The organism is Agrococcus sp. AC640b (genome assembly GCF_979255995.1).
Genome location: NZ_CEEDMM010000029.1, coordinates 160502 through 185427, shown reverse-complemented (window position 1 = coordinate 185427; position 24926 = coordinate 160502). Strand labels below are relative to the sequence as shown.

Annotated in this window: 19 protein-coding genes; 11 read left to right on the top strand and 8 right to left on the bottom strand. The window is 71.5% G+C overall.

The genetic code is table 11. The features are described 5' to 3' along the window. Positions 1 to 163 precede the first annotated feature (163 nt). Positions 164 to 670: a DUF1697 domain-containing protein gene (locus ACZ6H8_RS12510; RefSeq protein WP_464147171.1), complete on the bottom strand. Its 507-nt coding sequence runs from the start codon at positions 668 to 670 to the stop codon at positions 164 to 166. Positions 671 to 677: 7 nt separating this feature from the next. Then, positions 678 to 1535: a 3-methyl-2-oxobutanoate hydroxymethyltransferase gene (gene panB, locus ACZ6H8_RS12505; RefSeq protein ID WP_464147170.1), complete on the bottom strand. Its 858-nt coding sequence runs from the start codon at positions 1533 to 1535 to the stop codon at positions 678 to 680. A gap of 64 nt (positions 1536 to 1599) precedes the next feature. On the opposite strand from panB, the gene ACZ6H8_RS12500 reads away from it, so the two are divergent. The 3 genes from ACZ6H8_RS12500 to ACZ6H8_RS12490 are packed head-to-tail and all read left to right on the top strand — an operon-like array spanning position 1600 to position 7966. Then, on the top strand, positions 1600 to 3690 hold the full coding sequence (locus ACZ6H8_RS12500) for an NAD(+) synthase (protein ID WP_464147169.1): 2091 nt from the start codon (positions 1600 to 1602) through the stop codon (positions 3688 to 3690). Between the two features lie 27 nt (positions 3691 to 3717). Continuing rightward, positions 3718 to 5043 carry a type I glutamate--ammonia ligase gene (glnA, locus tag ACZ6H8_RS12495; protein ID WP_464147168.1) on the top strand — a complete coding sequence of 442 codons (1326 nt, stop codon included), beginning with the start codon at positions 3718 to 3720 and terminating at the stop codon, positions 5041 to 5043. A 31-nt stretch (positions 5044 to 5074) separates the two neighbouring features. Then, positions 5075 to 7966: a bifunctional [glutamine synthetase] adenylyltransferase/[glutamine synthetase]-adenylyl-L-tyrosine phosphorylase gene (locus ACZ6H8_RS12490; RefSeq protein ID WP_464147167.1), complete on the top strand. Its 2892-nt coding sequence runs from the start codon at positions 5075 to 5077 to the stop codon at positions 7964 to 7966. A 221-nt stretch (positions 7967 to 8187) separates the two neighbouring features. Here ACZ6H8_RS12490 and glnA (ACZ6H8_RS12485) read toward each other — a convergent pair whose 3' ends face one another. Together glnA (ACZ6H8_RS12485) and ACZ6H8_RS12480 are read right to left on the bottom strand one after the other, a co-directional pair. Further along, complete coding sequence (gene glnA / locus ACZ6H8_RS12485; protein ID WP_464147166.1) at positions 8188 to 9612, bottom strand: type I glutamate--ammonia ligase; 1425 nt, start codon at positions 9610 to 9612, stop codon at positions 8188 to 8190. A gap of 164 nt (positions 9613 to 9776) precedes the next feature. Then, positions 9777 to 10472, bottom strand: a complete 696-nt coding sequence (locus ACZ6H8_RS12480; RefSeq protein WP_464147165.1) for a DUF4191 domain-containing protein — start codon at positions 10470 to 10472, stop codon at positions 9777 to 9779. Between the two features lie 116 nt (positions 10473 to 10588). Between ACZ6H8_RS12480 and ACZ6H8_RS12475 the strand changes: the two genes are divergently transcribed. Beyond that, positions 10589 to 11767, top strand: coding sequence for a hypothetical protein (locus ACZ6H8_RS12475; RefSeq protein WP_464147164.1), 1179 nt, complete (start codon positions 10589 to 10591; stop codon positions 11765 to 11767). 15 nt (positions 11768 to 11782) lie between these two features. On the opposite strand, the gene sucB is transcribed toward ACZ6H8_RS12475, so the two are convergent. The 3 genes from sucB to ACZ6H8_RS12460 form a co-directional block, all read right to left on the bottom strand. Next, positions 11783 to 13189 carry a 2-oxoglutarate dehydrogenase, E2 component, dihydrolipoamide succinyltransferase gene (gene sucB, locus ACZ6H8_RS12470; RefSeq protein ID WP_464147163.1) on the bottom strand — a complete coding sequence of 469 codons (1407 nt, stop codon included), beginning with the start codon at positions 13187 to 13189 and terminating at the stop codon, positions 11783 to 11785. A gap of 11 nt (positions 13190 to 13200) precedes the next feature. Continuing rightward, entirely contained in the window at positions 13201 to 14571 is a 1371-nt protein-coding gene (gene lpdA / locus ACZ6H8_RS12465) for a dihydrolipoyl dehydrogenase (protein WP_464147162.1), read from the bottom strand. A 64-nt stretch (positions 14572 to 14635) separates the two neighbouring features. Next, positions 14636 to 16108 carry a leucyl aminopeptidase gene (locus tag ACZ6H8_RS12460; RefSeq protein ID WP_464147161.1) on the bottom strand — a complete coding sequence of 491 codons (1473 nt, stop codon included), beginning with the start codon at positions 16106 to 16108 and terminating at the stop codon, positions 14636 to 14638. 73 nt (positions 16109 to 16181) lie between these two features. Between ACZ6H8_RS12460 and ACZ6H8_RS12455 the strand changes: the two genes are divergently transcribed. From ACZ6H8_RS12455 to ACZ6H8_RS12430, 6 genes are all read left to right on the top strand, one after another. Further along, the gene (locus tag ACZ6H8_RS12455; RefSeq protein WP_464147160.1) at positions 16182 to 17093 is read left to right on the top strand and encodes a PAC2 family protein; all 912 of its coding nucleotides are present in this window, start codon (positions 16182 to 16184) and stop codon (positions 17091 to 17093) included. A 25-nt stretch (positions 17094 to 17118) separates the two neighbouring features. Then, on the top strand, positions 17119 to 18435 hold the full coding sequence (locus tag ACZ6H8_RS12450; protein WP_464147159.1) for an MFS transporter: 1317 nt from the start codon (positions 17119 to 17121) through the stop codon (positions 18433 to 18435). A 141-nt stretch (positions 18436 to 18576) separates the two neighbouring features. Beyond that, positions 18577 to 19950, top strand: coding sequence for an RNA polymerase sigma factor (locus ACZ6H8_RS12445; RefSeq protein WP_464147158.1), 1374 nt, complete (start codon positions 18577 to 18579; stop codon positions 19948 to 19950). A gap of 103 nt (positions 19951 to 20053) precedes the next feature. Beyond that, on the top strand, positions 20054 to 20887 hold the full coding sequence (locus tag ACZ6H8_RS12440) for an amino acid ABC transporter substrate-binding protein (protein ID WP_464147157.1): 834 nt from the start codon (positions 20054 to 20056) through the stop codon (positions 20885 to 20887). Between the two features lie 23 nt (positions 20888 to 20910). Beyond that, the gene (locus ACZ6H8_RS12435; protein WP_464147156.1) at positions 20911 to 21567 is read left to right on the top strand and encodes an amino acid ABC transporter permease; all 657 of its coding nucleotides are present in this window, start codon (positions 20911 to 20913) and stop codon (positions 21565 to 21567) included. Then, positions 21557 to 22339, top strand: coding sequence for an amino acid ABC transporter ATP-binding protein (locus ACZ6H8_RS12430; protein WP_464147155.1), 783 nt, complete (start codon positions 21557 to 21559; stop codon positions 22337 to 22339). The genes ACZ6H8_RS12435 and ACZ6H8_RS12430 overlap by 11 nt, the downstream gene beginning before the upstream one ends. Before the next feature lie 75 nt (positions 22340 to 22414). Here the strand turns inward: ACZ6H8_RS12430 and ACZ6H8_RS12425 are convergent, their stop codons facing one another. Next, positions 22415 to 22630, bottom strand: coding sequence for a DUF7455 domain-containing protein (locus ACZ6H8_RS12425; RefSeq protein ID WP_464147154.1), 216 nt, complete (start codon positions 22628 to 22630; stop codon positions 22415 to 22417). A gap of 157 nt (positions 22631 to 22787) precedes the next feature. Here ACZ6H8_RS12425 and ACZ6H8_RS12420 point away from each other — a divergent pair, with 157 nt between their 5' ends. Then, positions 22788 to 24899 (top strand): DNA gyrase/topoisomerase IV subunit B, encoded by a 2112-nt coding sequence (locus ACZ6H8_RS12420; RefSeq protein ID WP_464147153.1) that lies wholly within the window; start codon positions 22788 to 22790, stop codon positions 24897 to 24899. Positions 24900 to 24926: the final 27 nt, after the last annotated feature.

Below are 24926 nucleotides of genomic sequence, written 5' to 3'. Positions count from 1 at the left end.
TCGGACGCACGTACGTCGACAGGCCACCACCGACCGGGCCGACGTTCGAGACGCCGGGGCTGCCTCCCGGTGCGCTCGACGTGGCAGATCGTTGGGGTGATCCTGCTGGCCAGGGGTCCCGCATCGACTTCCGATGCGAGCGTCTCCCAGCCCGAGCGACCGGTCAGCCCGCGGCGACGACGCGGCGCAGCGTCCGCAGGTTGCGGGTCGTCGTGGCGTCCTTGCCGACGCGCGCGAGCGCCGTGCCGAACGGCGAGTCGAGCGTGTGGCCCCTGGGGTTCGACCAGTGCAGCACGCCCTGCGCGAGCGCGATCTCCTCGCGCGTCTGCGTCTCGGCGAGCCGTTCGAGCACGCCGTCGTCGAGCGCGAGGACCACGTACGGGGTGTGCTCGTCGTCCTCGACGAACGGGTACGCCTCCACGATGCCCGCGACCGTCTCGAGGTCGAGGCCGAGCACGCGGATGCGCCTGCCGTAGCGCTGCTCGAGCGCGGCCTCTGCGATCCGTGCCGCGTCGCCGGGGTCGTCGGCGTCGACGATCGCGTTGCCGCTCGCGAGCACCGTGCGCACCTCGCCGAGGCCCGCGTCCGCGAGCAGCGTTCGCAGGTCGGCCGAGCGCACCGTCACGCCGCCGACGTTCACGCCGCGCAGCAGCAGGACGACGCGTGCCATCGCGTGGCTACTCGTACTCGTGCTCTGCCGACGGGTACGCACCCGACTCGACGTCGGTGCGGAACGCGATGGCGGCATCGGTCAGCGTCTGCGCGAGCTGCGCGTACTGCTTCACGAAGCGGGGCGTGCGACCGGTGGTGAGTCCCGCCCAGTCGGTCCACACGAGCAGCTGCCCGTCGCAGTGCGGCCCAGCGCCGACCGAGATCGTCGGGATCTCGAGCGCCGCCGTGACCTTCGCCGCCGACTCCGACGGCACCATCTCGAGCACGACTGCGAACGCGCCTGCCGCCTCGACCGCGAGCGCGTCGCGCAGCAGCTGGTCGGCGCCGTCGTCGCCGCGGCCCTGGATGACGTGCCCGCCGAGCCCGTGCTCGGACTGCGGCGTGAACCCGACGTGCCCCATGACGGGGATGCCGGCCTCGACGATGCGGCGGATCTTGTCGGCAGAGCGCTCGCCGCCCTCGAGCTTCACGGCGTGCGCACCCGTCTCCTTCATGAAGCGGATCGCGGTGTGGAGCGCCTCCGACGCGTCGACCTCGTACGAGCCGAACGGCATGTCGGCCACGACGAGCGCCCGCTGGCACGACCTCGCGACGGCGCGCGTGAGCGGGATGAGCTCGTCGACCGTCACAGGCAGGGTCGTGTCGTAGCCGAGCACGGTGTTGCCTGCCGAGTCGCCCACGAGCAGGAAGTCGATGCCTGCGCGGTCGAAGATCTGCGCCGTGAGGGTGTCGTAGCTCGTGAGGCCGGTGATCTTCACCCCGTCGGCCTTGGCCTGCCGGAAGTGCCTCGTGCGAACCCGCTTGCGGGTCGGCGTCGGCGCGGACTGCGGGGCGCCCCCGTAGGGACTCGACTCCTCTGCCATGCGAACGAGCCTACGCCGTGCGCCGTCCGCCCGGATCGGGCCCGCCGTCTGCGAGGATCGACCCATGGATGCGTTCCGCAGCGCCTACGCCCACGGATTCGCGCGCGTCGCCGCGTGCACGCTGCCCGTCGCGCTCGCGCAGCCCGCCGTCAACGCCGAGCGGATCGCCGAGCGCGTGCGCGCGCTCGACGCGCAGGGCGTCGCGGTCGCCGTGTTCCCCGAGCTGTCGCTCTCCGGCTACGCGCTCGACGACCTGCACCTGCAGGACGTCCTCCTCGATGCCGTCGATCGCGCGGTCGTCGACCTCGCGGAGGCGACGGCCGACTGCGCGCCCATCGTCGCGGTCGGTGCCCCGCTGCGCATCGGCACGCGCGTGTTCAACTGCGCCGTGCTGCTGCACCGCGGCGTCGTGCTGGGCGTCGTGCCGAAGATGTCGATCCCCAACTACCGCGAGTTCTACGAGCTGCGGTGGTTCGCGGAGGGCTCGCGCGCGCCCGCGTCGATCCAGCGGCCGCACTGGCCGGGCGCCGACGACGACGGCGAGCTGCCATGCGGTCCCGACCTCGTCGTCGTCGCAGACGACGTGCCCGGCCTCGCCGTGCACGCGGAGGTCTGCGAGGACATGTGGGTGCCCGTGCCGCCGTCGTCGCTCGCGGCCCTCGCCGGCGCCACGGTGCTGCTCAACCTGTCGGCCTCGCCCATCACGGTCGGGCGCGCCGAGGACCGCCACCTGCTCGCCCGTTCGGCGTCGGCGCGCGGCAACGCCGTCTACGCCTACGCCGCGGCCAGCGAGGGGGAGTCGTCGACCGACCTCTCATGGGACGGCATGACGATGGTCTACGAGATGGGCGACCTGCTGGGCGAGTCCGAGCGCTTCCCGTCCGGCCCCGCGGAGACGATCGTCGACGTCGACCTCGACCGCCTCAGGCAGGAGCGGATGCGACAGGGCTCGTTCGACCAGAACGGCGCGATGATCGGCGTGCCTGGCGTGCGCGAGATCCACGTCGACCTCGAGCCCACGACCGCCGACATCGGGCTGCGCCGCACGGTCGACCGCTTCCCGTTCGTGCCCGACGACCCCGCCAGGCTCGCGCTGGACTGCTACGAGGCGTACAACATCCAGGTCTCGGGCCTCGCGCAGCGACTGCGCGCGCTCACGACCGACGCGTACGCGCCGCGCATCGTCATCGGTGTCTCCGGCGGCCTCGACTCGACGCACGCGCTCATCGTCGCCGCGAAGGCCCTCGAGCGTCTCGGCCGCCCCGTCACCGACATCCTCGCCTTCACGATGCCCGGCTTCGCCACGAGCGCGGGCACGCGGTCGAACGCGATCGCCCTCATGGAGTCGCTGGGCGTCACGTGGGAGGAGCTCGACATCCGCCCCGTCGCGACGAGCCTGCTGCAGGCGATCGGGCATCCGGCAGGCGCCGGCGAGCCCGTCTACGACGTGACGTTCGAGAACGTGCAGGCTGGCCTGCGCACCGACCTGCTGTTCCGCATCGCGAACCAGCGCGGCGGCATCGTGCTCGGCACGGGCGACCTCTCGGAGCTCGCGCTCGGCTGGTGCACCTACGGGGTCGGCGACCACATGTCGCACTACGGCGTGAACGGCGGCATCCCGAAGACGCTCATCCAGCACCTCATCCGCTGGGTCGTCGACACGCGGCAGTTCGGCGACGACGTCGGCGACGTGCTCACCGCGATCGTCGGGCAGGAGATCAGCCCCGAGCTCGTGCCGCAGACGGCGGAGGGCACCCTCCAGTCGACGGAGGATGCCATCGGTCCGTACCCGCTGCAGGACTTCACGCTCTTTCACGTGCTGCGCCGCGGCTACCGCCCGTCGAAGATCGCGTTCCTCGCCATGCACGCGTGGGGCGACGTCGCGACGGGAGCGTGGCCCGCCGGGTACCCCGTCGACAAGCGCGTCGCCTACGACATCGACGCCATCCGGCACTGGCTCGAGGTGTTCCTCACGCGCTTCTTCCAGCACCAGTTCAAGCGCTCGGCGCTGCCGAACGGTCCGAAGGTCGTCGCGGGCGGCTCGCTGTCGCCCCGGGGCGACTGGCGCATGCCGTCGGATGCGTCCGCGGCGGCATGGCTCGCCGAGCTCGATGCGGCGCTGCCGCAGTCGGGTGGCGCGGCCGCGCCCCGATAGCCTGGGTCGACGTAGGGAAGGGATCCGATGGACAAGCAGCGTGACTTCGTGCTCCGCACGATCGAGGAGCGCGGCGTCAAGTTCGTGCGACTGTGGTTCACCGACGTGCTCGGCACGCTCAAGTCGGTCGCCATCGCCCCCGCCGAGGTCGAGAGCGCGTTCGCGGAGGGCCTCGGCATCGACGGCTCCTCGATCGAAGGCCTCACGACGGCCTCCGAGGCCGACGTCATCGCCCGTCCCGACCCGGCGACGTTCCAGGTGCTGCCGTGGCGCGGCGAGGTCGACCCGACCGCGCGCATGTTCTGCGACATCCACACGCCAGACGGCGAGGCCGCCGCCGCCGACCCGCGCAACGTGCTCAAGCGTGCGCTGGCGAAGGCGGCCGAGCGCGGCTTCTCGTTCTACACGCACCCCGAGTGCGAGTTCTACCTGCTGCGCGACGCCGACCCGACGAACCCGCAGCCCGTCGACCAGGCAGGCTACTTCGACAACGTGCCAGGCGGCACGGCGAACGACTTCCGCCGTGCGAGCGTGCGCATGCTCGAGGACCTGGGCATCTCGGTCGAGTTCAGCCATCACGAGGCCGGCCCCGGCCAGAACGAGATCGACCTGCGCTACGCGGATGCGCTCTCGACCGCCGACAACATCCAGACCTTCCGCACGGTCGTCAAGGAGGTCGCGATCGCGCAGGGCGTGCACGCGACGTTCATGCCGAAGCCGCTGCAGTCGAAGCCTGGCAGCGGCATGCACACCCACATGTCGCTCTTCGAGGGAGAGCAGAATGCCTTCTTCGACCCGGCAGGCCAGTACCGGCTGTCGAAGACCGGCAAGCAGTTCGTCGCAGGTCTCCTCAAGCACGCGCCCGAGTTCACGGCGGTCACGAACCAGTTCGTGAACTCCTACAAGCGTCTGTGGGCGGGCGACGAGGCGCCGAGCCACATCTCGTGGGGGCACAACAACCGCTCGGCGCTCGTGCGCGTGCCGCTGTCGAACAAGCCGCAGTCGGCACGCGTCGAGTACCGCGGCATCGACTCCGCCGCGAACCCGTACCTCGCGTTCTCCGTCATGCTCGCCGCAGGGCTCAAGGGCATCGAGGAGGGCTACGAGCTGCCGGAGGAGGCGACGAGCGACGTGTGGAGCCTCACCGACAAGGAGCGTCGCGCCCTCGGGTACGAGTCGCTGCCGTCGAGCCTCGACCGCGCCCTCGGGCTCATGGAGGACTCCGAGCTCGTGGCGGAGACGCTCGGCGAGCAGGTGTTCGAGTTCTTCCTGCAGTCGAAGCGCGCGGACTGGACGCGGTACCGCGCGCAGGTGACGCAGTACGAGCTCGAGGCCAACCTCACGCTGCTGTGATGCGGCGCATCTCCCTGGCGGGCTGAGCGCCGTGCGTGCCGAGACGACGACGTCGCGCCTCGCGCGGCTCGGATTCCGCGCGCCCAGCGAGGCGGCGCCGATGCTCGCCGAGGTCGAGGACGTGCTCGGCGAGCGCGTCGACGATCTGCGGCTCGCTGCCGACCCCGACCGTGCGCTGCAGGCCGTCGTGCGGCTCCACCGCTCGCAGGTGCCGCTCGCGGCGACCCTCGCCGATGCGGCGTCCGGCGCGTCGCTGCTGCGGGTGCTGGGCGCCTCCACCGGGCTCGCGACGTGCATCGAGCGCGCCCCCGAGCTGCTCGACGCGCTCGTGCCGCAGGCATTGCCGACCGCGGAGGCGCTGCGCGCCAGCATGCAGGAGGCCGTCGCGGACCCCGACGTGCCTCGCGGCGACGCGATCGTCGCGCTGCGTCGCCGATACCGGTGGCACCTGACCGAGATCGTCGCGTTCGACCTCGCCCAGGCCGATGCCGCCGCGCACGTGCAGGCGGTGAGCGCGGCGCTCGCCGACGCCGCATCCGCGAGCCTCGACGCGAGCCTCACGATCGCGCGACGCACCGTCACGACGCGCTTCGGCGCCGACGACGTCGCCGCGGTGCGGCTCGCGATCATCGGGATGGGCAAGACGGGTGCACGCGAGCTCAACGTGCTCAGCGACGTCGACGTCATCTGGGTGCACGGGTTCGACGACGCGATCTCCGAGGAGCGTGCTGCGCAGATCGCGCAGGCGCTCGCACGCGAGACGACCGCCGGCTGCGTCGAGGCGGCGCGCGAGCCGATGCTGTGGGAGGTCGACGCGAACCTGCGCCCCGAGGGCAAGGACGGCGCGCTCACCCGCACGCTCGACAGCCACGTGGCCTACTACGACCGCTGGGCGCGATCGTGGGAGTTCCAGGCGCTGCTGAAGGCGCGCCCCATCGCGGGCGACGTCGAGCTCGGCGCAGCGTACGACGACGCCATCCGGTCGCGCGTGTGGCAGTCGTCGTCGCGCGAGGGCTTCGTCGAGTCGGTGCAGCGCATGCGCGAGCGCGTCACCGACAACATCCCCGCCGACGAGGTCGACTGGCAGCTGAAGCTCGGCCCCGGTGGCCTGCGCGACGTCGAGTTCACCATCCAGCTGCTGCAGCTCGTGCACGGCGCGGAGGACGAGCAGGTGCGAGACCGCGGCACGCTCGAGGCGATCGAGGCGCTCGCCGACGCCGGCATGATCGGCAGGCTCGAGGCGGGGGAGTTCGCCGACGACTACCGGCTGCTGCGGGTGCTCGAGCACCGTGCGCAGCTCGCGCGCCTCAGCCGCACGCACCTCATGCCGGCCGACCCCGACGCCCAGCGCTCCCTCGCGCGTGCCGCGGGGTTCCCGGATGCCGAGTCGATGCTCGAGCAGTGGCATGCGACGAAGCGCGAGGTGCGCAGGCTGCACGAGCGCCTGTTCTACCGTCCGCTGCTCGCCGCCGTCGCCGCGCTGCCGGACGGCTCGACGCAGCTGACGTCGGAGGCGGCGCGGCGCAGGCTCGAGGCCAGCGGCTTCCGCGACCCGAAGGGCGCGCTCGACCAGATCGCCGCGCTCACGACGGGCGTCACGAGACGGTCGCAGATCCAGAAGGTGCTGCTGCCGGTGCTGCTGGCGTGGCTGTCGGAGGGGCCGGACCCTGACATGGGGCTGCTCGCGTTCCGCAGGCTGTCGGAGGCGCTGGGCGAGTCGCCCTGGTACCTGCGCATGCTGCGCGACTCGGAGCTCGCCGCCCAGCGCCTCATGACGGTGCTGTCGTCGTCGCGGCTCATCGCGACGCTCCTCGAGCGCATCCCCGAGGCCGCCCACTGGCTCGCCGACGAGGCGCGTCTGCAGGCACTGCCGCAGTCGACGCTCGCCGACGAGGCGCGCTCGCTCGTCGAGCGGCACCGCGACGACCGGGATGCGGCGCAGACGGCGCTGCGCACCCTCCGCAGGCGCGAGCTGCTGCGGTCGGCGCTCGCCTCGGCGCTCGGCGTCGACGACGTGCTCACCACCGGCGAGCGGCTCACGCAGATCGCGGGCGTCGCGATCGACGCGGCGCTCGACCTCGTGGGCGTCGGCGTGCCGATCGGCGTCGTGAGCATGGGGCGCACGGGCGGGCGCGAGATCGGCTTCGGCTCCGACGTCGACGTGCTGTGGGTGTGCGGCGACGATGCCGACCTCGACGCGGCGATGCGCACGGTGCGGCAGGCCACCGACGTCGTGCAGGACCCGTACGTGAAGCTCGAGCTCGACGCGGGTCTGCGCCCGGAGGGCAGGCAGGGCCCGCTCGTGCGCACCGTCGGGTCGTACGCCGCCTACTACGCGCGCTGGGGCGAGGTGTGGGAGCGTCAGGCCCTGCTGCGCGCCGCGCCGTTCGCTGGCGACGCGGGCCTCGGCGACGCGCTGCTGACCGTCGTCGCCGCCGAGCGCGACCGGCGGGGGCTCTCGCAGGCGGAGGCGCGCGAGATCCGCCGCATCAAGGCGCGCGTCGAGGCCGAGCGCCTGCCGCAGAACGCCGACCGCACGCGGCACCTCAAGCTCGGGCGCGGCTCGCTGAGCGACGTCGAGTGGCTCGTGCAGCTGCTGCAGCTGCAGCAGCCGGCCGACGATCCTCGCGCGCGCCACGCCACGACGCTCACGGCGTTGGCGGGACTCGTCGAGGCCGAGGCCATCAGCGCGCGTGACGCCGCGATCCTGCGACGCGCGTGGCTGCTCGCCTCGCGGCTGCGCAATGCGCTCGCCCTCGCGCAGGCCCGCACGATCGACCTGCTGCCCACCGATCGCGGCCAGCTCGAGACCGTCGCACGCCTCATGGGCAGGCCGCAGGGGAGCGCGACGGCGATCGAGGAGGAGTACCTGCGTGCGACGCGGCTCGCGCGCAAGGTGTTCGACGAGCGCTTCTGGGCCTGAGCGGCGCACGGGTCGCGCACACCGACGCGACGAGATGCTCGCCTCCACCCGCATGACGATCGAGCGCGCCGCGCATCGACGGCCCGGCCGGGTTCGCACGCGGGTGCGCGCACGACGACGCCCGGGTGGACGGGTCCACCCGGGCGTCGCGGCGACACGGGAAGGGGCCGGGTCCCCCCAAGGAACCCGGCCCCAGTCTCAAGGGATCGACGAAGAGTCGATCAGACCCCGAAGTACAGCTCGTACTCGAAGGGGTGCGGACGCAGCGCTGCCGGAAGGATCTCGGACTCGCGCTTGTACTCCACCCAGGTCTGGATGAGGTCCTCGGTGAAGACGTTGCCCTCGAGCAGGAAGGCGTGGTCGGCCTCGAGCGCGGCGAGCGCCTCCTCCAGCGTGCCGGGCACCTGGGGGATGTTCTTCGCCTCCTCGGGCGGCAGCTCGTAGAGGTCCTTGTCGACGGGCTCGTGCGGCTCGATGCGGTTCTTGATGCCGTCGAGACCTGCCATGAGCTGCGCCGCGAAGGCGAGGTACGGGTTGCCGGAGGCGTCGGGGGCGCGGAACTCGATGCGCTTCGCCTTCGGGTTTGTGCCCGTGATCGGGATGCGGATGGCCGCCGAGCGGTTGCCAGCCGAGTAGACGAGGTTCACGGGAGCCTCGAAGCCCTTCACGAGACGACGGTACGAGTTCAGCGTGGGGTTCGTGAACGCGAGCAGCGCAGGCGCGTGGGCGAGGATGCCGCCGATGTACCAGCGTGCGACGTCGGAGAGGCCGCCGTAGCCGTTGCCGTCGTAGAACAGCGGCTCGCCGCCCTTCCACAGCGACTGGTGGGTGTGCATGCCCGAGCCGTTGTCGCCGAACAGCGGCTTCGGCATGAACGTCGCCGTCTTGCCCCACTGCTCTGCGGTGTTCTTGATGATGTACTTGAACTTGAGGATGTCGTCCGCGGAGCGCACGAGCGTCGAGAACTTGTAGTTGATCTCGGCCTGGCCACCCGTGCCGACCTCGTGGTGGGCGCGCTCGAGCTCGAGGCCGGCGTCGATGAGCTTCAGCGACATGTCGTCACGCAGGTCTGCCTGCTTGTCGACGGGGGAGACGGGGAAGTAGCCGCCCTTGTAGGGCGTCTTGTTGGCGAGGTTGCCGCCCTCCTCGACGCGACCCGAGTTCCAGGCGCCCTCCTCGGAGTCGACCGAGTAGAACGAGGTGTTCTGCTTGACCTCGTAGCGCACGTCGTCGAAGACGTAGAACTCCGCCTCGGGTGCGAAGAACGCGGTGTCGGCGATGCCGGTGGAGGCGAGGTACTGCTCCGCCTTGTGCGCGACCTGGCGGGGGTCGCGGTGGTAGATCTCACCGGTGCGCGGGTTGTAGATGTCGAAGATCATGATGAGCGTCTTCGACTCGCGGAACGGGTCGAGGTACGACGTCGTGACGTCCGGGATCAGCTGGAGGTCGGACTCCGCGATGCCCTGGAAGCCGCGGATCGACGAGCCGTCGAACAGCTGGCCGACCGTGAAGAAGTCCTCGTCGACCGTGGAGGCCGGGATGTTGAAGTGCTGCTGCACACCCGGGAGATCCGTGAACCGGATGTCGAGGAACTTGACGTCCTCCTCCTTGATGAACGCGAGAACCTCGGACGAATCCTTGAACATGTCGCTCCTTGTTCCTTGGGGGTGGGCGCGAACGCGCCGTGATCACGACGCTATGGCCGAGCCATTGCCCGGACGTGACGCGATTGTTTCCGGCACGTTACATGGCGCGGCCGAGCCGACAGCGGGGCACTGCGCGCGCACCCGGCGGGCGCGTCACGGGGACGTCAGCGAGGGCGACCGGCGCGCATGCGGCGCGGGTCGATGCCCTTGGGAATCGGCATCTGCATGCCGCCGAGGCTCGAGAGACGGTTGCCGACGGCGATGACCTCAGCGCGCGTGAGCGCGTTCTTGAGGCGACGCATGCGGCGCGTCATCTTGCGCAGCGGCAGCTCGGAGTCGGGGCCGATGTGCAGCACGCTGATGGCGACGTTCGGCACGATGCGCTTGATCTTGCGCTGCTCGTCCTGCACGAGGCGCTGCGTGCGGCTCTGCGGCCCCTCGGCGATGAGCACGATGCCTGGCCGGCCGATGGCACGGTAGACGGCGTCCTGCGTCTTCGTGTTCACCGCGACGGGCATCTCGCTCGTCTGCCACGAGCCGCGCAGGCCGCTCGAGAGCACCGCGCCCACGGCGCCCGGCTTGCCCTCGATCTGCGAGAACGCGAGCTTCTCCGCGCGCCACGTCAGCGTCGACAGCAGCAGCGTGAAGCCGACGAGCACGCCCATGACGATCCAGAGGATCGAGAAGAGCAGCTCGCCGCGGGCGACGACGATCGCCAGCACGATGCCCAGCGCGATCGGCACCACCGCGGCGCCGATCATGAGCGGCAGCATGAGCCGGTCCTGCTTGCGCGTCATCTGGAAGATGCGCCACATCGTCCGGATGCGACCCGGCTCCCTTGCGTCCTTCGGCTGCGCCATGTGCTCCACGATATCGCCCACGGGGGCCTTCGGATGACGCTCCCGAACAGCGCGGACCCTCCACACCCCGCGCGACGACCGCGCGGCCCGCCGCCGTGCTCGTGCACGGTGGCGGCATGGAGGAGATCGCTGGGTACCGAGTGGTGCGGATCGTGCGCGACGACGGCGAGCGACGCGTGCTCGCGGGCTTCGGCGACCAGGCCGTCGAGCTGCACGTCGGAGCCGGTGCAGCGGCTGCCGAGCTCGCCGCAGAGGCCGCCGTCCTGCTCGCCGCGCCGCATCCGCACCTCGCGCCCGTGCTCGACGCGGCGACCGTCGACGGCGAGGTCGTGCTCGTGCGACCCATGCCCGCGACCACGGCCGCCGCATGGCTGCTCGCTCGGGAGTCGCCGCGCCCAGGCGAGATCGTCACGGTCGCCGCTCCCGTGCTCGACGCGGTCGGCGCGCTGCACGCGGCAGGCGCGAGCGCAGGGCGCATCGACCTGCATGCGGTCGTGCTCGACGCCGACGGCACGCCGACGCTCGTCGGCGCGGGCGCGCGCGTCCTCACCGACCGCCCGACGGCGGCGTGGCGGGAGTCCGACCCTGCCGTGGCGCGCGACTGCGCCGGGCTCGAGGCATTCGTGGCAGAGCTGCTCGCGGCCGGTGGCGAGCAGCTGCCGGAGACGGTGCGCGACGCCCTCGACGCCAGCGACGCCGCGGCGGCAGGTGCCGCCATGCTCGCCGCGTGGCCGGCGACGCCCGTCGAGCACGGCCGCGTCGAGCCCGCGAGCGCGCCGCTGCGCAGACGAGCACGCCAGCGCCCCGCGGCGCCGACGTCGGTCCCGGCGCGGTGGACGCAGGCAGCGCTCGCGCAGCTCGGCAGCGTGCGCCGACCCGTCTGGATCGCGGCGGGTGCGGGCGCCGCAGCGCTCGTCGTCGCGCTCGCGCTCGGCGGTGCGGGCGCCTCGAGCGCGCAGCAGGAGGAGCCGGAGAGCGCACAGGCGCTCGCGCCCACGCCTGCGGACGCGCCGGCATCCGACGTGGCCCCCGTGGAGGCTGCAGCGCAGCTGCTCGCCGCACGCGAGGCGTGCCTCGAGCGCGCCGACGACGCGTGCCTCGCCGGCATCCTCGACCCCTCGGGCGGCGGCGCCGCGACGTCGACGTGGCGCCTGCCGCAGGACGCCACGCTCACCGAGGTCGCCGTGCTCGGCGACGCCGTGCTCGTCGACGTCGCCAGCAGCAGCGAGCCGGCGTCGATCCTCGTGGTGAGGACCGACGCCGGCTGGATGCTGCGTGACGCGTGGGCCGCGTGAGCGGCCCGGGATCGGCTAGATGCCCAGCTGACCCTCGAAGTCGCCAGCCTCGAGCCGCTGCTTCACCTGGGTGAGGTAGCGGGCCGCGTCGGCGCCGTCGATGATGCGGTGGTCGTACGACAGGGCCAGGTACACCATCGAGCGCACCGCGATCGAGTCCTGACCGTCGACCGAGATCACCACGGGGCGCTTCACGACCGTGCCGACGCCGAGGATCGCACGCTGCGGCTGGAACACCACGGGGGTGTCGAACAGCGCGCCGCGCGAGCCCGTGTTCGTGAGCGTGAACGTGCCGCCCGCGAGCTCGTCGGGGCCGAGCTTGTTGTCGCGCGTGCGCGACGCGAGGTCGGCGATCTGCTCGGCGAAGCCGCGCAGGTCGAGGCTGCCGGCGTCCTTGATGACCGGGGTCAGCAGGCCGCGCTCGGTGTCGACCGCCATCGAGAGGTTCTCGACGTCGGGGTAGGTGATCTCCTCGCCGTCGTCCGACGCGTTGATGATCGGGTGCGCACGGAGCGCCTCGACCGCCGCGAGGGAGAAGAACGGCAGGAACGACAGCTTCTGCCCGGTCGTCGACTGGAAGCGACCCTTCACGCGGTCGCGCAGCTGCGCGACCTTCGTGACGTCGACCTCGACGACCGTGGTGAGCTGCGCCGTCGTCTGCATCGACTCGACCGCACGCTTCGCGACCACCTTGCGCAGGCGCGACATCTTCGCGGTCGTGCCGCGCAGCGGCGAGTCCTCGATCGGCGCGGGCGCTGCAGCGGCGGCCGGGGCCGACGATGCGGGCGATGCGGACGCTGCCGAGGCAGCGGACAGCACGTCCTCCTTGCGGATGCGGCCACCGACGCCGGTGCCCTGCACCGAGCCGAGGTCGACGCCCTTCTCGTTCGCGAGCTTGCGCACGATGGGCGTCACGTAGACCGAGGCGCTCGAGGTCGCCGGCGCGGCGGGAGCGGACTCCTGCTGCTTCGGCTGCTCCTGCTTGGGCTGCTCCTGCTTGGGCTCCTCCTGCTTGGGCTCCTCCTGCGTGGGCGCAGACGGTGCCGAGGGCGCCGACGGCGCCGGGGGAGCCTCCTGCACGGGGGCGGGTGCCTCTGCGGGCTTCGCCTCCTGCTTCGGCTCCTCCTGCTTCGGCTCCTCCGCAGGTGCCTCGTCTGCAGGTGCCTCGGCGGGAGCCGAGCCGCCTGCCGAGCCACCGACGCGCGCGATGACCGCGCCGACGTCGACGGTGTCGTCCTCGTTCGCCAGCAGCTCCGAGATCGTGCCCGCGACGGGCGAGGGCACCTCGGTGTCGACCTTGTCGGTCGAGATCTCGACGAGCGGCTCGTCGACCTCGATCGTGTCGCCGACCTGCTTGAGCCAGCGCGTGATCGTGCCTTCGGTGACGCTCTCGCCGAGCGCGGGCAGGGTGATGTCAGCCATGCGTCAGTCTCCTAGATGGCGTGGAGCGGCTTGCCGGCGAGCTTCAGCATCGTCTCGCCGAGCGACTCGCCCTGGGTCGGGTGGGCGTGCAGCAGCGATGCGACGTCCTCGGGGTATGCCTCCCAGTTCACGATGAGCTGGGCCTCGCCGACGAGCTCGCTCACGCGGCGGCCGATCATGTGCATGCCCACGACGGCGCCGTCCTTGACGCGCACCGCCTTCACGGAGCCGCTCGTGCCGACGATCTCGCTCTTGGCGTTGCCGCCCAGCGAGTACTCGTAGGTCTCGATCTGGTCGTCGCCGAACTTCTCCTTGGCCTTCGCCTCGGTGTAGCCGACGGAGGAGATCTCGGGGTCGCTGTAGGTGACCTTCGGGATGTTGACGTCCTCGACGACGCGCGGCTCGAGGCCCGCGATCTCCTCGGCGACGAAGATCCCGTGCTGGTAGCTGCGGTGCGCGAGCTGCAGGCCGGGCGTGATGTCGCCGATGGCGTAGACGCCGGGCACGGAGGTCTGGAGGCGGTCGTCGACGGTCACGAAGCCGCGGTCGGTCGCGACGCCGACCTCCTCGAGTCCGATGTCCTGCGTGACGGGACCGCGGCCGACGGCGACGAGCATGAGGTCGGCGTCGATCGTCTCGCCGGACTCGAGCGAGACGTGCACGCCCGAGTCGTCCTGCGTGACGCCCGAGAAGCGCGCGCCCAGCTTGAACTGGATGCCGCGCTTCTTGTACTGCCGCTCGAGCTGCTTCGAGATCGACTCCTCCTCGTTGGGCACGAGGTGGGGGAGGCCCTCGATGATCGTGACCTCTGAGCCGAAGCCGCGCCAGACGCTCGCGAACTCGACGCCGATGACGCCGCCGCCGAGCACGATGACGTGGCGGGGGATCCAGTCGAGCTGCAGCGCCTGCTCGCTCGTGATGACGCGGCCCTCGATCGCGAGACCCGGGAGCGACTTCGAGAACGAGCCGGTCGCGAGCACGACGTTGCCGGCCTCGATCGTCTGGTCGCCGACCTGCACGGTCGTGGGCGACGTGAGACGGCCGGCACCCTCGAAGACGGTGACGCCCTTGGACTTGATGAGTCCCTGGAGCCCCTTGAACTTCTTCGCGACGATCTCCTCGCGGAAGCCCTTCACGGCCTCGATGTCGATGCCCTTGAGCTCCGCCTGCACGCCGGCGTGCCCTGCGTCGCGCACGACGTCGGCCACCTCGGACGAGTGGAGCATCGCCTTCGTCGGGATGCAGCCACGGTGCAGGCACGTGCCACCGAGCTTGTCCTTCTCGATGATCGCGGCGGTCTTTCCGAGCTGGATGGCGCGCAGCGCGACGGCGTAGCCGGCGCTGCCACCTCCCAGCACGACGATGTCGAACTTCTCGGCCACGTCACGCACTCCCTGGATGTCTCGTCAGCGGGCGTCGGCGCGTCGCCGCCGCCGTCTCCCAACCCTACCTGCTGACGTCCCCCTGGCGCGTCGCTCCGGAGAGCGCTGTGAGCGATCGGAGCAGTCCGCGCACCGCGACGCCCGTCGCGCCCGTCGGCACCGTGCCCTTCGCGCCACCCGTGTTCGTCGCCGGACCCGCGATGTCGAGGTGCGCCCACGGGATGGGGCGCCCGTCGCGCTCGCCGACGAACGTCGACAGGAAGACGCCGGCCACGAGCATGCCTGCTGCGCGGTTGCCGACCTTCGCGTTGGCGATGTCGGCGACGGGCGACTCGAGCACCTCGAGCAGCTCCTCGGGCAGCGGCATGGGCCACACGTCCTCGTCGACGGCGCCGCACGCGCCACGGATCGCCTCGACGAGCGCGTCGTCGTTGCCCATGAGGCCCGAGTACCGGTTGCCGAGGGCGACGACCTGCGCACCCGTGAGCGTCGCGACGTCGACGATGGCGTCGGGCTGCGTCTCGCTCGCGAGCGCGATGGCGTCGGCCATGACCAGACGCCCCTCCGCGTCGGTGTTCGTGACCTCGACCGTGCGACCGCCGCGGATCGTGAGCACGTCGTCGGGCCGGATCGCGGTGCCGGAGGGCATGTTCTCGGCGAGGCACAGGTAGGCGGTGACGCGCACGGGCAGCTGCAACGCGGCCGCAGCGGCCACGACGGCGTAGACGGTCGCGGCGCCCGTCATGTCGAACTTCATGTGGATCATGGCGTCTGCAGGCTTGAGCGAGAGCCCGCCGGTGTCGAAGGTGATGCCCTTGCCGACGAGCGCGACGTGGCGCTCCGCGCCGGCCGGCGCCCACTCGACCGTCACGAGCCTCGGCGGCCGCGAGGATCCCTGGCCGACGCCGAGGATCCCGCCGAAGCCCTCCTGCGCGAGCGCGACCTCGTCGCGCACCGTGACGGCGAGGCCGGACTCCTCGGCCTCGCCGCGCACGAGGTCGGCGAAGATCGCGGGGCTCAGGTCTCGAGGGGGCGTGTTCGACAGGTCGCGGGTGCGGTGCACGGCCTCCGCGACGATGCGGGCCGAGCGCACGACCGCATCCGTGACGTGCACGTCGCCGACGACGACGGCGACCTCGGCGGGCGGCGCGGCGGCGTCGTCCGCCGCCTTGTAGCGGTCGAAGCGGTACGCGCCGAGCGCGGCGCCCTCGAGCACGGCGGCGACGTCGTCGGCGTCGGCGACGGGGAAGGCGATCGCGACGGTCGGCGTGCCCGCGAGCGCGCGCGTCGCTGCGCCGGCCGCGTCGCGCAGCGCCCGCGTCGTGGGTGCGGCGCCGATGCCGACGAAGGCGACCTTGCGGCCGTCGACGACGGCCCGCACGACCTGCTCCGCACGCCCGGTCACGCCGAGGTCGACCAGCAGCGAGGGGTCGATGCCCGCGACGGCGGGGGAGTCGGCGGCGAGGACGCCGTGCACGAGGACGTCCGCGGTGGCGTCGGCCGGTGCGGCGATGAGCGAGAGCGCAGGGATGGGCATGGCTTCGAGCCTAGGACGCCGTGAGAGCGCGCGGGCGACGTCGCGTCGCTGCGGTGCTGGCTACGCTGGAGGCATGGTCAGGCCCGAGGATCTCATCGCGTTCTCCGACGAGGAGGGCGTGCCGGAGGGGCTCGACCTCGTCATCGCGATGCACGGCTTCGCCGATGCGGGCGCCGCCGCCGAGCTCGCCGCCGCGACGATCGTGTCCACGCTGCCGCACCAGTCGGTCGTCGAGCTCGACACCGACCTGCTCATCGACCATCGCTCGCGCAGGCCCCACGTGCTGTTCGACGAGGACCACATCGCGGAGTACGTGCCGCACGCGCTCACGGTGTCGCTGTGCGAGGACGACGCAGGCAAGCCGTTCCTGCTGCTGTCGGGTCCCGAGCCCGACTGGATGTGGGAGCGCTTCGCCGACGCCGTGCGCATGATCGCGGAACGGCTGCGCGTGCAGCGCACCACGATCGTGCTGTCGATCCCCATGCCCGTGCCGCACACGCGGCCGCTGGGCGTCACGGTCTCCGGCAACCGCAAGGACCTCGTCGAGGCCTTCTCGGTCTGGAAGCCCACCTCGACGGTGCCCGCCTCCGTCATGCACCTGCTCGAGCACCGCCTCGCTCCCGAGATGCCCGTGTCGTCGTTCGTCGTGCTCGTGCCGCACTACGTGGGCGAGTCGGGCACGGCAGGCCCGGCCCTCGCGGCCCTCGACGGCGTCACGAACGCGACCGGGCTCGTGTTCCGCACCGAGGAGCTGCGTGCGACCGAGCGGGAGTTCCAGTCGCTCGTGAGCCAGCAGATGGAGTCGAACGAGGAGCTGCGGCGCCTCGTGTCGACGCTCGAGGCCCGCTACGACGCGTACATGGAGAACGCGGGGGTGCGGTCGCCGCTGACCGACGAGGACGGGTCGCTGCCGACGGCCGACGAGATCGCGGCCGAGCTCGAGCGCTACTTGGCGCGGAGGCGCGCCGACCCGCCGCAGCAGTGATCGGCGTGCGTTCGTGAACGGACGGATGGCCTGGATCACGTGGGTGGTGTGCCTCGCGGCGTACCTCGTCTCGACGCTGCACCGCTCGTCGCTCGGGGCCGCCGCGCCCGACGCGATCGCCCGCTTCGACGCGACGGCCGCGCAGCTGTCGAGCCTCGCCGTCGTGCAGCTCGTCGTGTACGCGGCGCTGCAGATCCCCGTCGGCGTGCTCGTCGACCGCTTCGGCCCGCGCACCCTCATCGCCATCGGCGGGCTGCTCATGGCATCCGGCCAGGCGCTGCTCGCGGTGACCGACCTCGTGCCGGTCGCGATCGCCGCGCGCATCCTCGTGGGCGCAGGCGACGCCGCGACGTTCATCTCGGTGCTGCGCCTGCTGCCGTCGTGGTTCTCGGGGCCGAGGCTGCCGCAGCTGTCGCAGTGGACGGGCAACATCGGCCAGCTGGGGCAGCTGCTGTCGGCCGTGCCGTTCGTGTGGATGCTGCAGCACCTCGGCTGGACGCCGTCGTTCCTCTCGATCGCCGCCGTGGGAGCCGCCGTCGCCGTGCTCGTGCTCGTCGTCGTGCGCAGCGCGCCGCCCGGCGTCGAGGCGCCCCGCACCGACAGCATCCAGCTGCCGGCGTCGTGGTGGCGCAAGCTGCGCTCGGCGATCGCGCTGCCCGGCACGCAGCTGGGCTTCTGGGCGCACTTCACCACGCAGTCGCCCGGCACGGTCTTCTCGCTGCTGTGGGGCTTCCCCATCCTCGTCTCCGGCCTCGGCTACACGCGCGGCGAGGCGTCGGCGCTCGTCGTCGTCATCGTGCTCACCGGCATCGTCAGCGGGCCGCTGCTGGGCCTGCTGACGGCACGATTCCCCGCTCGCCGGTCGAATCTCGTGCTCGCGATCGTCGCGCACATGGCCATCGCGTGGGCGGTCGTGCTGCTGTGGCCCGGGCTCCCGCCAACGGGCATCGTCGTGTGGATGCTCGTCGCGATCGGCATCGGCGGGCCGGGGTCGCTCATCGGCTTCGACTTCGCCCGCACCTTCAACCCCGTGCGCTCGCTCGGATCCGCGAACGGCTTCGTCAACGTCGGCGGGTTCACGGCGTCGTTCTGCCTCATGGCGATCATCGGCATCGTGCTCGACGTCATCCACCACGTCCGGCTCGACGCGGGGGAGCAGGCTGGCCTGTACGACTGGGAGGCGTTCCGCGTCGCGCTGTCGATCCAGTTCGTGGCGCTCGGCCTCGGCTCGGCCATGCTGCTGCACGCCAGGCACCGCACGCGCAGGCGCATGCAGGAGGATGATGGTGTGACGGTCGCGCCGCTCTGGTCGGCGCTGCTGGCGGCCATCCGGCGCCGCTGACGACGCGAGGGAATGCCGCAGCGCCCCGCGGCGCTATAATGGTACACATCCGCCCGTCGAGCGCAACAGGGTCGATCGAGATCGATCCCGGCGCGACCGACGGGCTGCCGCATCCTTGCCCGCCGACCTCCAGGAGGCGCCATGGCGACCCGAACCAGCACGCGAGCGAAGGCAGACGCCGACGCGACCGACACCGCTGCGACCACGCCGGCCGCAACGACGAAGACCACCGCAGCCAAGACGACGGCCGCGAAGACCACGGCGACGAAGTCCACGACGGCCGCCAAGAAGACGACGTCGACGACCGCGAAGACCGCGGCGGCGAAGAAGGCGACGGCGGCGAAGGCGGCCACGGCCGCAGCGACCCCGAAGACCAAGGGCAAGCCGCGGGCGAAGTCCGTGAACCCCGTCGACGAGGTCGCCGCCGAGGCTGCGGCCGAGGACGCGCAGAGCGCGGCTGCCGCCGACGACGATGACGACGACGGAGGCGCGGTCCGCCGGCCCGGCCAGAAGTCGGACTTCGACGAGAAGCTCCCCACGGGCGCCCTCATCCTGTCGACGGCCGACGAGGACGAGGTCCCCGTCTACTCGACGACGATCACGGGCGCGACGGCCGACCCCGTCAAGGACTACCTGAAGCAGATCGGCAAGGTGCCGCTCCTCAACGCCGCCGAGGAGGTCGACCTCGCCATGCGCATCGAGGCGGGCCTGTTCGCCGAGGAGCGCCTCGCGACGGAGGAGAAGCTCGCCCCGAAGCTCACGCGCGAGCTGCGGTCGATCGCTCGCGACGGCAAGCGCGCCAAGAGCCACCTGCTGGGCGCGAACCTGCGCCTGGTCGTGTCGCTCGCGAAGCGCTACACGGGCCGAGGCATGCAGTTCCTCGACCTCATCCAGGAGGGCAACCTGGGCCTCATCCGTGCCGTCGAGAAGTTCGACTACACGAAGGGCTTCAAGTTCTCGACCTACGCGACGTGGTGGATCCGTCAGGCCATCACGCGTGCCATGGCCGACCAGGCGCGCACGATCCGCATCCCCGTGCACATGGTCGAGGTCATCAACAAGCTCGCCCGCGTGCAGCGGCAGATGCTGCAGGACCTGGGTCGCGAGCCCACGCCAGAGGAGCTCGCACGCGAGCTCGACATGACGCCGGAGAAGGTCGTCGAGGTGCAGAAGTACGGGCGTGAGCCCATCTCGCTGCACACGCCGCTCGGCGAGGACGGCGACAGCGAGTTCGGCGACCTCATCGAGGACACCGAGGCCGTCGTGCCCGCCGACGCCGTCGGCTTCACGATGCTGCAGCGCCAGCTCGAGTCGCTGCTCGACTCCCTCTCGGAGCGCGAGGCGGGCGTCATCAAGATGCGCTTCGGCCTCGGCGACGGCATGCCGAAGACGCTCGACCAGATCGGCGACACGTTCGGCGTCACGCGCGAGCGCATCCGTCAGATCGAGTCGAAGACGATGGCGAAGCTGCGCCACCCGTCGCGATCGCAGGCGCTGCGCGACTACCTCGAGTAGGCCGACCGCGAGCACGCGCACGTCGTGGGGCGTCACCCGTCAGCGGGTGGCGCCCCTTCGTCGTATGATCTCCTTCTACCCCCAAGAAGGAATGCCGATACCCATGCTCCGCTCGAAGTCGCTGCGCATCGCAGCCGTCACCGCCGCCGTCGCCTCCCTCGCCCTCGCGGGCTGCTCGTCCGACTCCGCTCCCGAGGCGTCCGAGGAGGCCGGCGGCCTGACGCTCGCAGACGTGCAGGAGGCCGGCGTGCTCGTCGTCGGCACCGAGGGCACGTACTCGCCGTTCTCGTTCCACGCCGACGGCGGCACGGGCGAGCTCACCGGGTACGACGTCGAGGTCATCACCGCCATCGCCGACGAGCTCGGCGTCGACGTCGAGTTCGAGGAGACCCAGTGGGACGCGATCTTCGCGGGCCTGGACTCCGGTCGCTGGGACGTCATCGCGAACCAGGTCTCGATCAACCCCGAGCGCGAGGAGCGCTACGCCTTCTCGACGCCGTACACGTACTCGCCCGGCGTGCTCATCGTGCCGACCGACAGCGACATCGCGACCTTCGGTGACCTCGAGGGCGCCACGAGCGCGCAGTCGCTGACGTCGAACTGGGCTGAGGTCGCAGAGGAGAACGGCGCGACGGTCGAGGGCGTCGAGGGCTTCGCCCAGGCCGTCGAGCTGCTGCGCACCGGTCGGGTCGACGCGACCATCAACGACCGTCTCACCTTCCTCGACTACCAGACCGCCCAGGGCGGCGGCGACATCGGCGTCGACATCGTCGACGAGACCGAGGAGGTCTCCGAGAGCGCCGTCACGTTCCGTCAGGGCAGCGACGACCTCGTCGCCGCCGTCGACGAGGCCATCGCGACGCTCACGGCCGACGGCACGCTCGCCGAGATCTCCGAGCGCTACTTCGGCGAGGACGTCTCCGTCCCGGAGGCGTGACCTCCCAGCCGTAGGCTTCCGCCATGGACTGGGACCTCGTCCTCGAGTCGATCGGGCCGATCGCGCTCGGTGGGCTCACCGCGACGATCCCGCTGACGCTCGTGTCGTTCGCGATCGGTCTCGTGCTCGCCGTGGGACTCGCGCTCATGCGCATCTCGGGCGTCGCGGTGCTCTCGGGCATCGCCCGCATCTACATCTCCCTGATCCGCGGCACGCCGCTGCTCGTGCAGCTCTTCATCGTGTTCTTCGGCCTGCCGTCGATCGGGCTCACGATCGACCCGTGGCCGAGCGCGATCATCGCGCTCTCGCTCAACGTCGCCGGCTACGCGGCGGAGGTGGTGCGCGCGGCGATCCTCTCGATCCCGCGAGGCCAGTGGGAGGCGTCGTCGATGCTCGGCATGACGCGCGGGCAGGCGCTCGTGCGCATCATCCTGCCGCAGGCCTCGCGCGTGTCGGTGCCGCCGCTGTCGAACACCTTCATCTCCCTCGTCAAGGACACCTCGCTGTGCTCGACGATCCTCGTCACCGAGCTCTTCCGCACGGCGCAGCAGATCGCGGCGCCGTCGGGAGAGTTCCTGGTGATCTACGGCGTCGCCGCCGTCGTGTACTGGGTGCTGTGCACCATCCTCGCCGTCGGGCAGGACGTCCTCGAGAGGAGGCTCGAGCGCCATGCCGTCTGAGCCCGTCCCCGTCGCCACCGAGCCGCTGCTCGCCGTGCGCGGCCTCACGAAGTCGTTCGGCGACCTCACGGTGCTGCACGGCGTCGACCTCGACCTGTTCCCCGGGCAGGTCCACGCGCTCATCGGTCCGTCGGGCTCCGGCAAGACGACGGTGCTGCGCTCGCTCAACGGCCTCGAGACCGCCGAGGCCGGCACGCTCACGACGCCCGACTGGTCGATCGACCTCGCCGCCGGTCTCGGCAAGCGCGACCGCACGCGCCTCGCGGCGCTGTCGTCGATGGTCTTCCAGCAGCACCATCTCTTCCCGCACCTGTCGGTGCTCGAGAACGTGACCGTCGGGCCGACGGTCGTGCAGCGCGTCTCGCGCGCCGAGGCGACGGAGCGCGCCATGACCCTGCTCGCGCGGGTGGGGCTCGCCGAGAAGGCCGACGCTCGCCCCTCGGAGCTCTCCGGGGGACAGCAGCAGCGCGTCGGCATCGTGCGCGCACTGGCCATGCGACCGCAGATGCTGCTGTTCGACGAGCCCACGAGCGCCCTCGACCCCGAGCTCGTCGGCGAGGTGCTGCGCGTCGTGGGCGAGCTCGCCGACGACGGATGGACGATGGCGATCGTCACGCACGAGCTCGCGTTCGCGCGAGCCGTCGCCGACACCGTCACGTTCTTCGACGCCGGCGTCGTCGTCGAGCAGGGCTCGCCAGAGCAGCTGTTCGACGACCCGCGCTCCGAGCGGCTCCAGCGCTTCCTGCGCAGGCTCACCGACCCGCTCGGCTAGACCCGCCGCGCCGCGATGCGGCACGCACGACGAAGGGCCCGCCTCGCGGCGGGCCCTTCGTCGTGCGGGAGGAGGTCAGTCCTGCAGCAGTCGCTGGCTCTCGTCGTGCCACACCAGGGCGAGCGGCGCGAGCTTCTCGCGGTGCTTCGTCGCGTGGTGGGCGCAGAAGAGGAGGACGCCGGACTCCATGGTCGCTCGCACGTATGCCTGCGCGCCGCAGCTGTCGCAGCGGTCGAGCCCGGTGAGCGGTGCCGTGGCCTCATCGTCGATGGTCGAGATGGTGTCGTTCACGTCGTGCCTCCTTCTCCTGACGTTCCCCAACTCTGCCACGCCGGGTGTTGCATCCGCGTGACATCTCGGGTCGTTTCGCGCGCGGCGTACGCCGCGTGCCTGCACCTGGGGTTCGTCGCCGCTCCGTAGGCTGGATGTCGGAAGCAGAAGGAGCATCGTGGCGTCGAACGACTACACCGCCAGGCACCTGTCGGTCCTCGAGGGACTCGAGGCGGTGCGCAAGCGGCCGGGCATGTACATCGGCTCGACCGACTCGCGCGGCCTCATGCATTGCCTGTGGGAGATCATCGACAACTCCGTCGACGAGGCGCTCGGCGGCTACGGCACGCGCATCGAGGTGCAGCTGCACGCCGACGGCAGCGTCGAGGTGCGCGACACCGCCCGCGGCCTGCCGACCGACATCGAGCCACGCACGGGGCTCACGGGCGTCGAGGTCATCTTCACGAAGCTCCACGCGGGCGGCAAGTTCGGCGGCGGCGCGTACGCGTCGTCCGGCGGCCTCCACGGCGTCGGAGCCTCGGTCGTGAACGCGCTCTCGGAGCGGCTCGACGTCGAGGTCGACCGCGACGGGGCGACGTGGGCGATGAGCTTCCATCGCGGCGAGCCCGGCGAGTTCCTCGACGGCGCCGACGGGCCGTCGCCGACCGCGACGTTCGTGCCGTTCGTCGACGGATCTCGGCTGCGCAAGGTGCGCCGCGTCGCGAAGGGCACCACCGGCACGCGCGTGCGCTACTGGGCGGACCCGCAGATCTTCACGCGCGACGCCGCCTTCCAGCTCGAGCCGCTCGTGCGCCGTGCGAGGCAGACCGCGTTCCTCGTGCCGGGCCTCGAGCTCGAGATCGCCGACGACCGCACCCCCGAGGCGGAGGGCGACGACGCCGCACCCCGCGTCCAGACGTTCCGCTACGACGGGGGCATCGGCGAGTTCGTCGACTTCCTCGCGCCCGACGCGGCGCTGACCCAGACCTGGCGCATCACGGGCTCCGGCGGGTTCGCCGAGACCGTGCCCGTGCTGGACGAGCAGACGGGCCACATGGTCTCGCGCGAGGTGCAGCGCACGTGCGAGGTCGACATCGCCATGCGGTGGGGCACCGGGTACGAGACCGTCGTGCAGTCGTACGTCAACATCATCGCGACGCCGAAGGGCGGCACGCACCAGACGGGCTTCGACCAGGCGCTCACGAAGGTGCTGCGCGACCAGGTCGCGCAGAACGCCCGCAGGCTCAAGGCGGGCAACGACAAGCTCGAGAAGGACGACATCGTCGCGGGCCTCACCGCCGTCGTCACGGTGCGCCTGCCCGAGCCGCAGTTCGAGGGCCAGACCAAGGAGGTGCTCGGCACGCCCGCCGTGCGCCAGGTCGTGTCGAAGGTGCTCACCCAGGGACTCCTCGAGCGGTTCACCTCGACGAAGCGCGACGACAAGACCCAGTCGGGCCTCGTGCTCGAGAAGGTCGTGAGCGAGATGAAGGCGCGGCTGTCTGCGCGTCAGCTCAAGGAGACGCAGCGCCGCAAGTCGGCGCTCGAGTCCTCGACGCTGCCGCCGAAGCTCGCCGACTGCCGCTCGTCGGACACGACGCAGAACGAGCTGTTCATCGTCGAGGGCGACTCGGCGCTCGGCACCGCGAAGCCTGCGCGCGACAGCGAGTACCAGGCGATCCTGCCCATCCGGGGCAAGATCCTCAACGTGCAGAAGGCCTCGGTCGCCGACATGCTCGCGAATGCGGAGTGCGCGGCGATCCTGCAGGTGATCGGGGCCGGGTCGGGTCGCACGTTCGACCTCGACGCGGCGCGCTACGGCAAGATCATCATCCTGTCCGACGCCGACGTCGACGGGGCGCACATCCGCACGCTGCTGCTGACGCTGCTGCATCGCTACGCCCGCCCGCTCATCGAGGGCGGCCGTGTCTACGCCGCCGTGCCGCCGCTGCACCGCACCGTCGTGAAGGCGCAGGGGCGCAAGCCCGGCGAGGTCGTCTACACGTACTCCGATGCCGAGAACTCGGCGCTGCAGGCGCGACTGGCGAAGCAGGGACGCACGTTCGACAAGCCGCAGCGCTACAAGGGCCTCGGCGAGATGGACGTCGACCAGCTCGCGGAGACGACGATGGACCGCACGAAGCGCACGCTGCGCCGCGTGACGATCAGCGACACGGAGTCCGCCGACGAGGCCATGCGCGTCTTCGAGCTGCTCATGGGCAACGAGGTCGCCCCGCGCAAGGAGTTCATCGTGAACGCCCCGGGCTTCGACCGCGAGCGCATCGACGTCTGACCCCCCAGGATGTGAGGGATTCGGCCG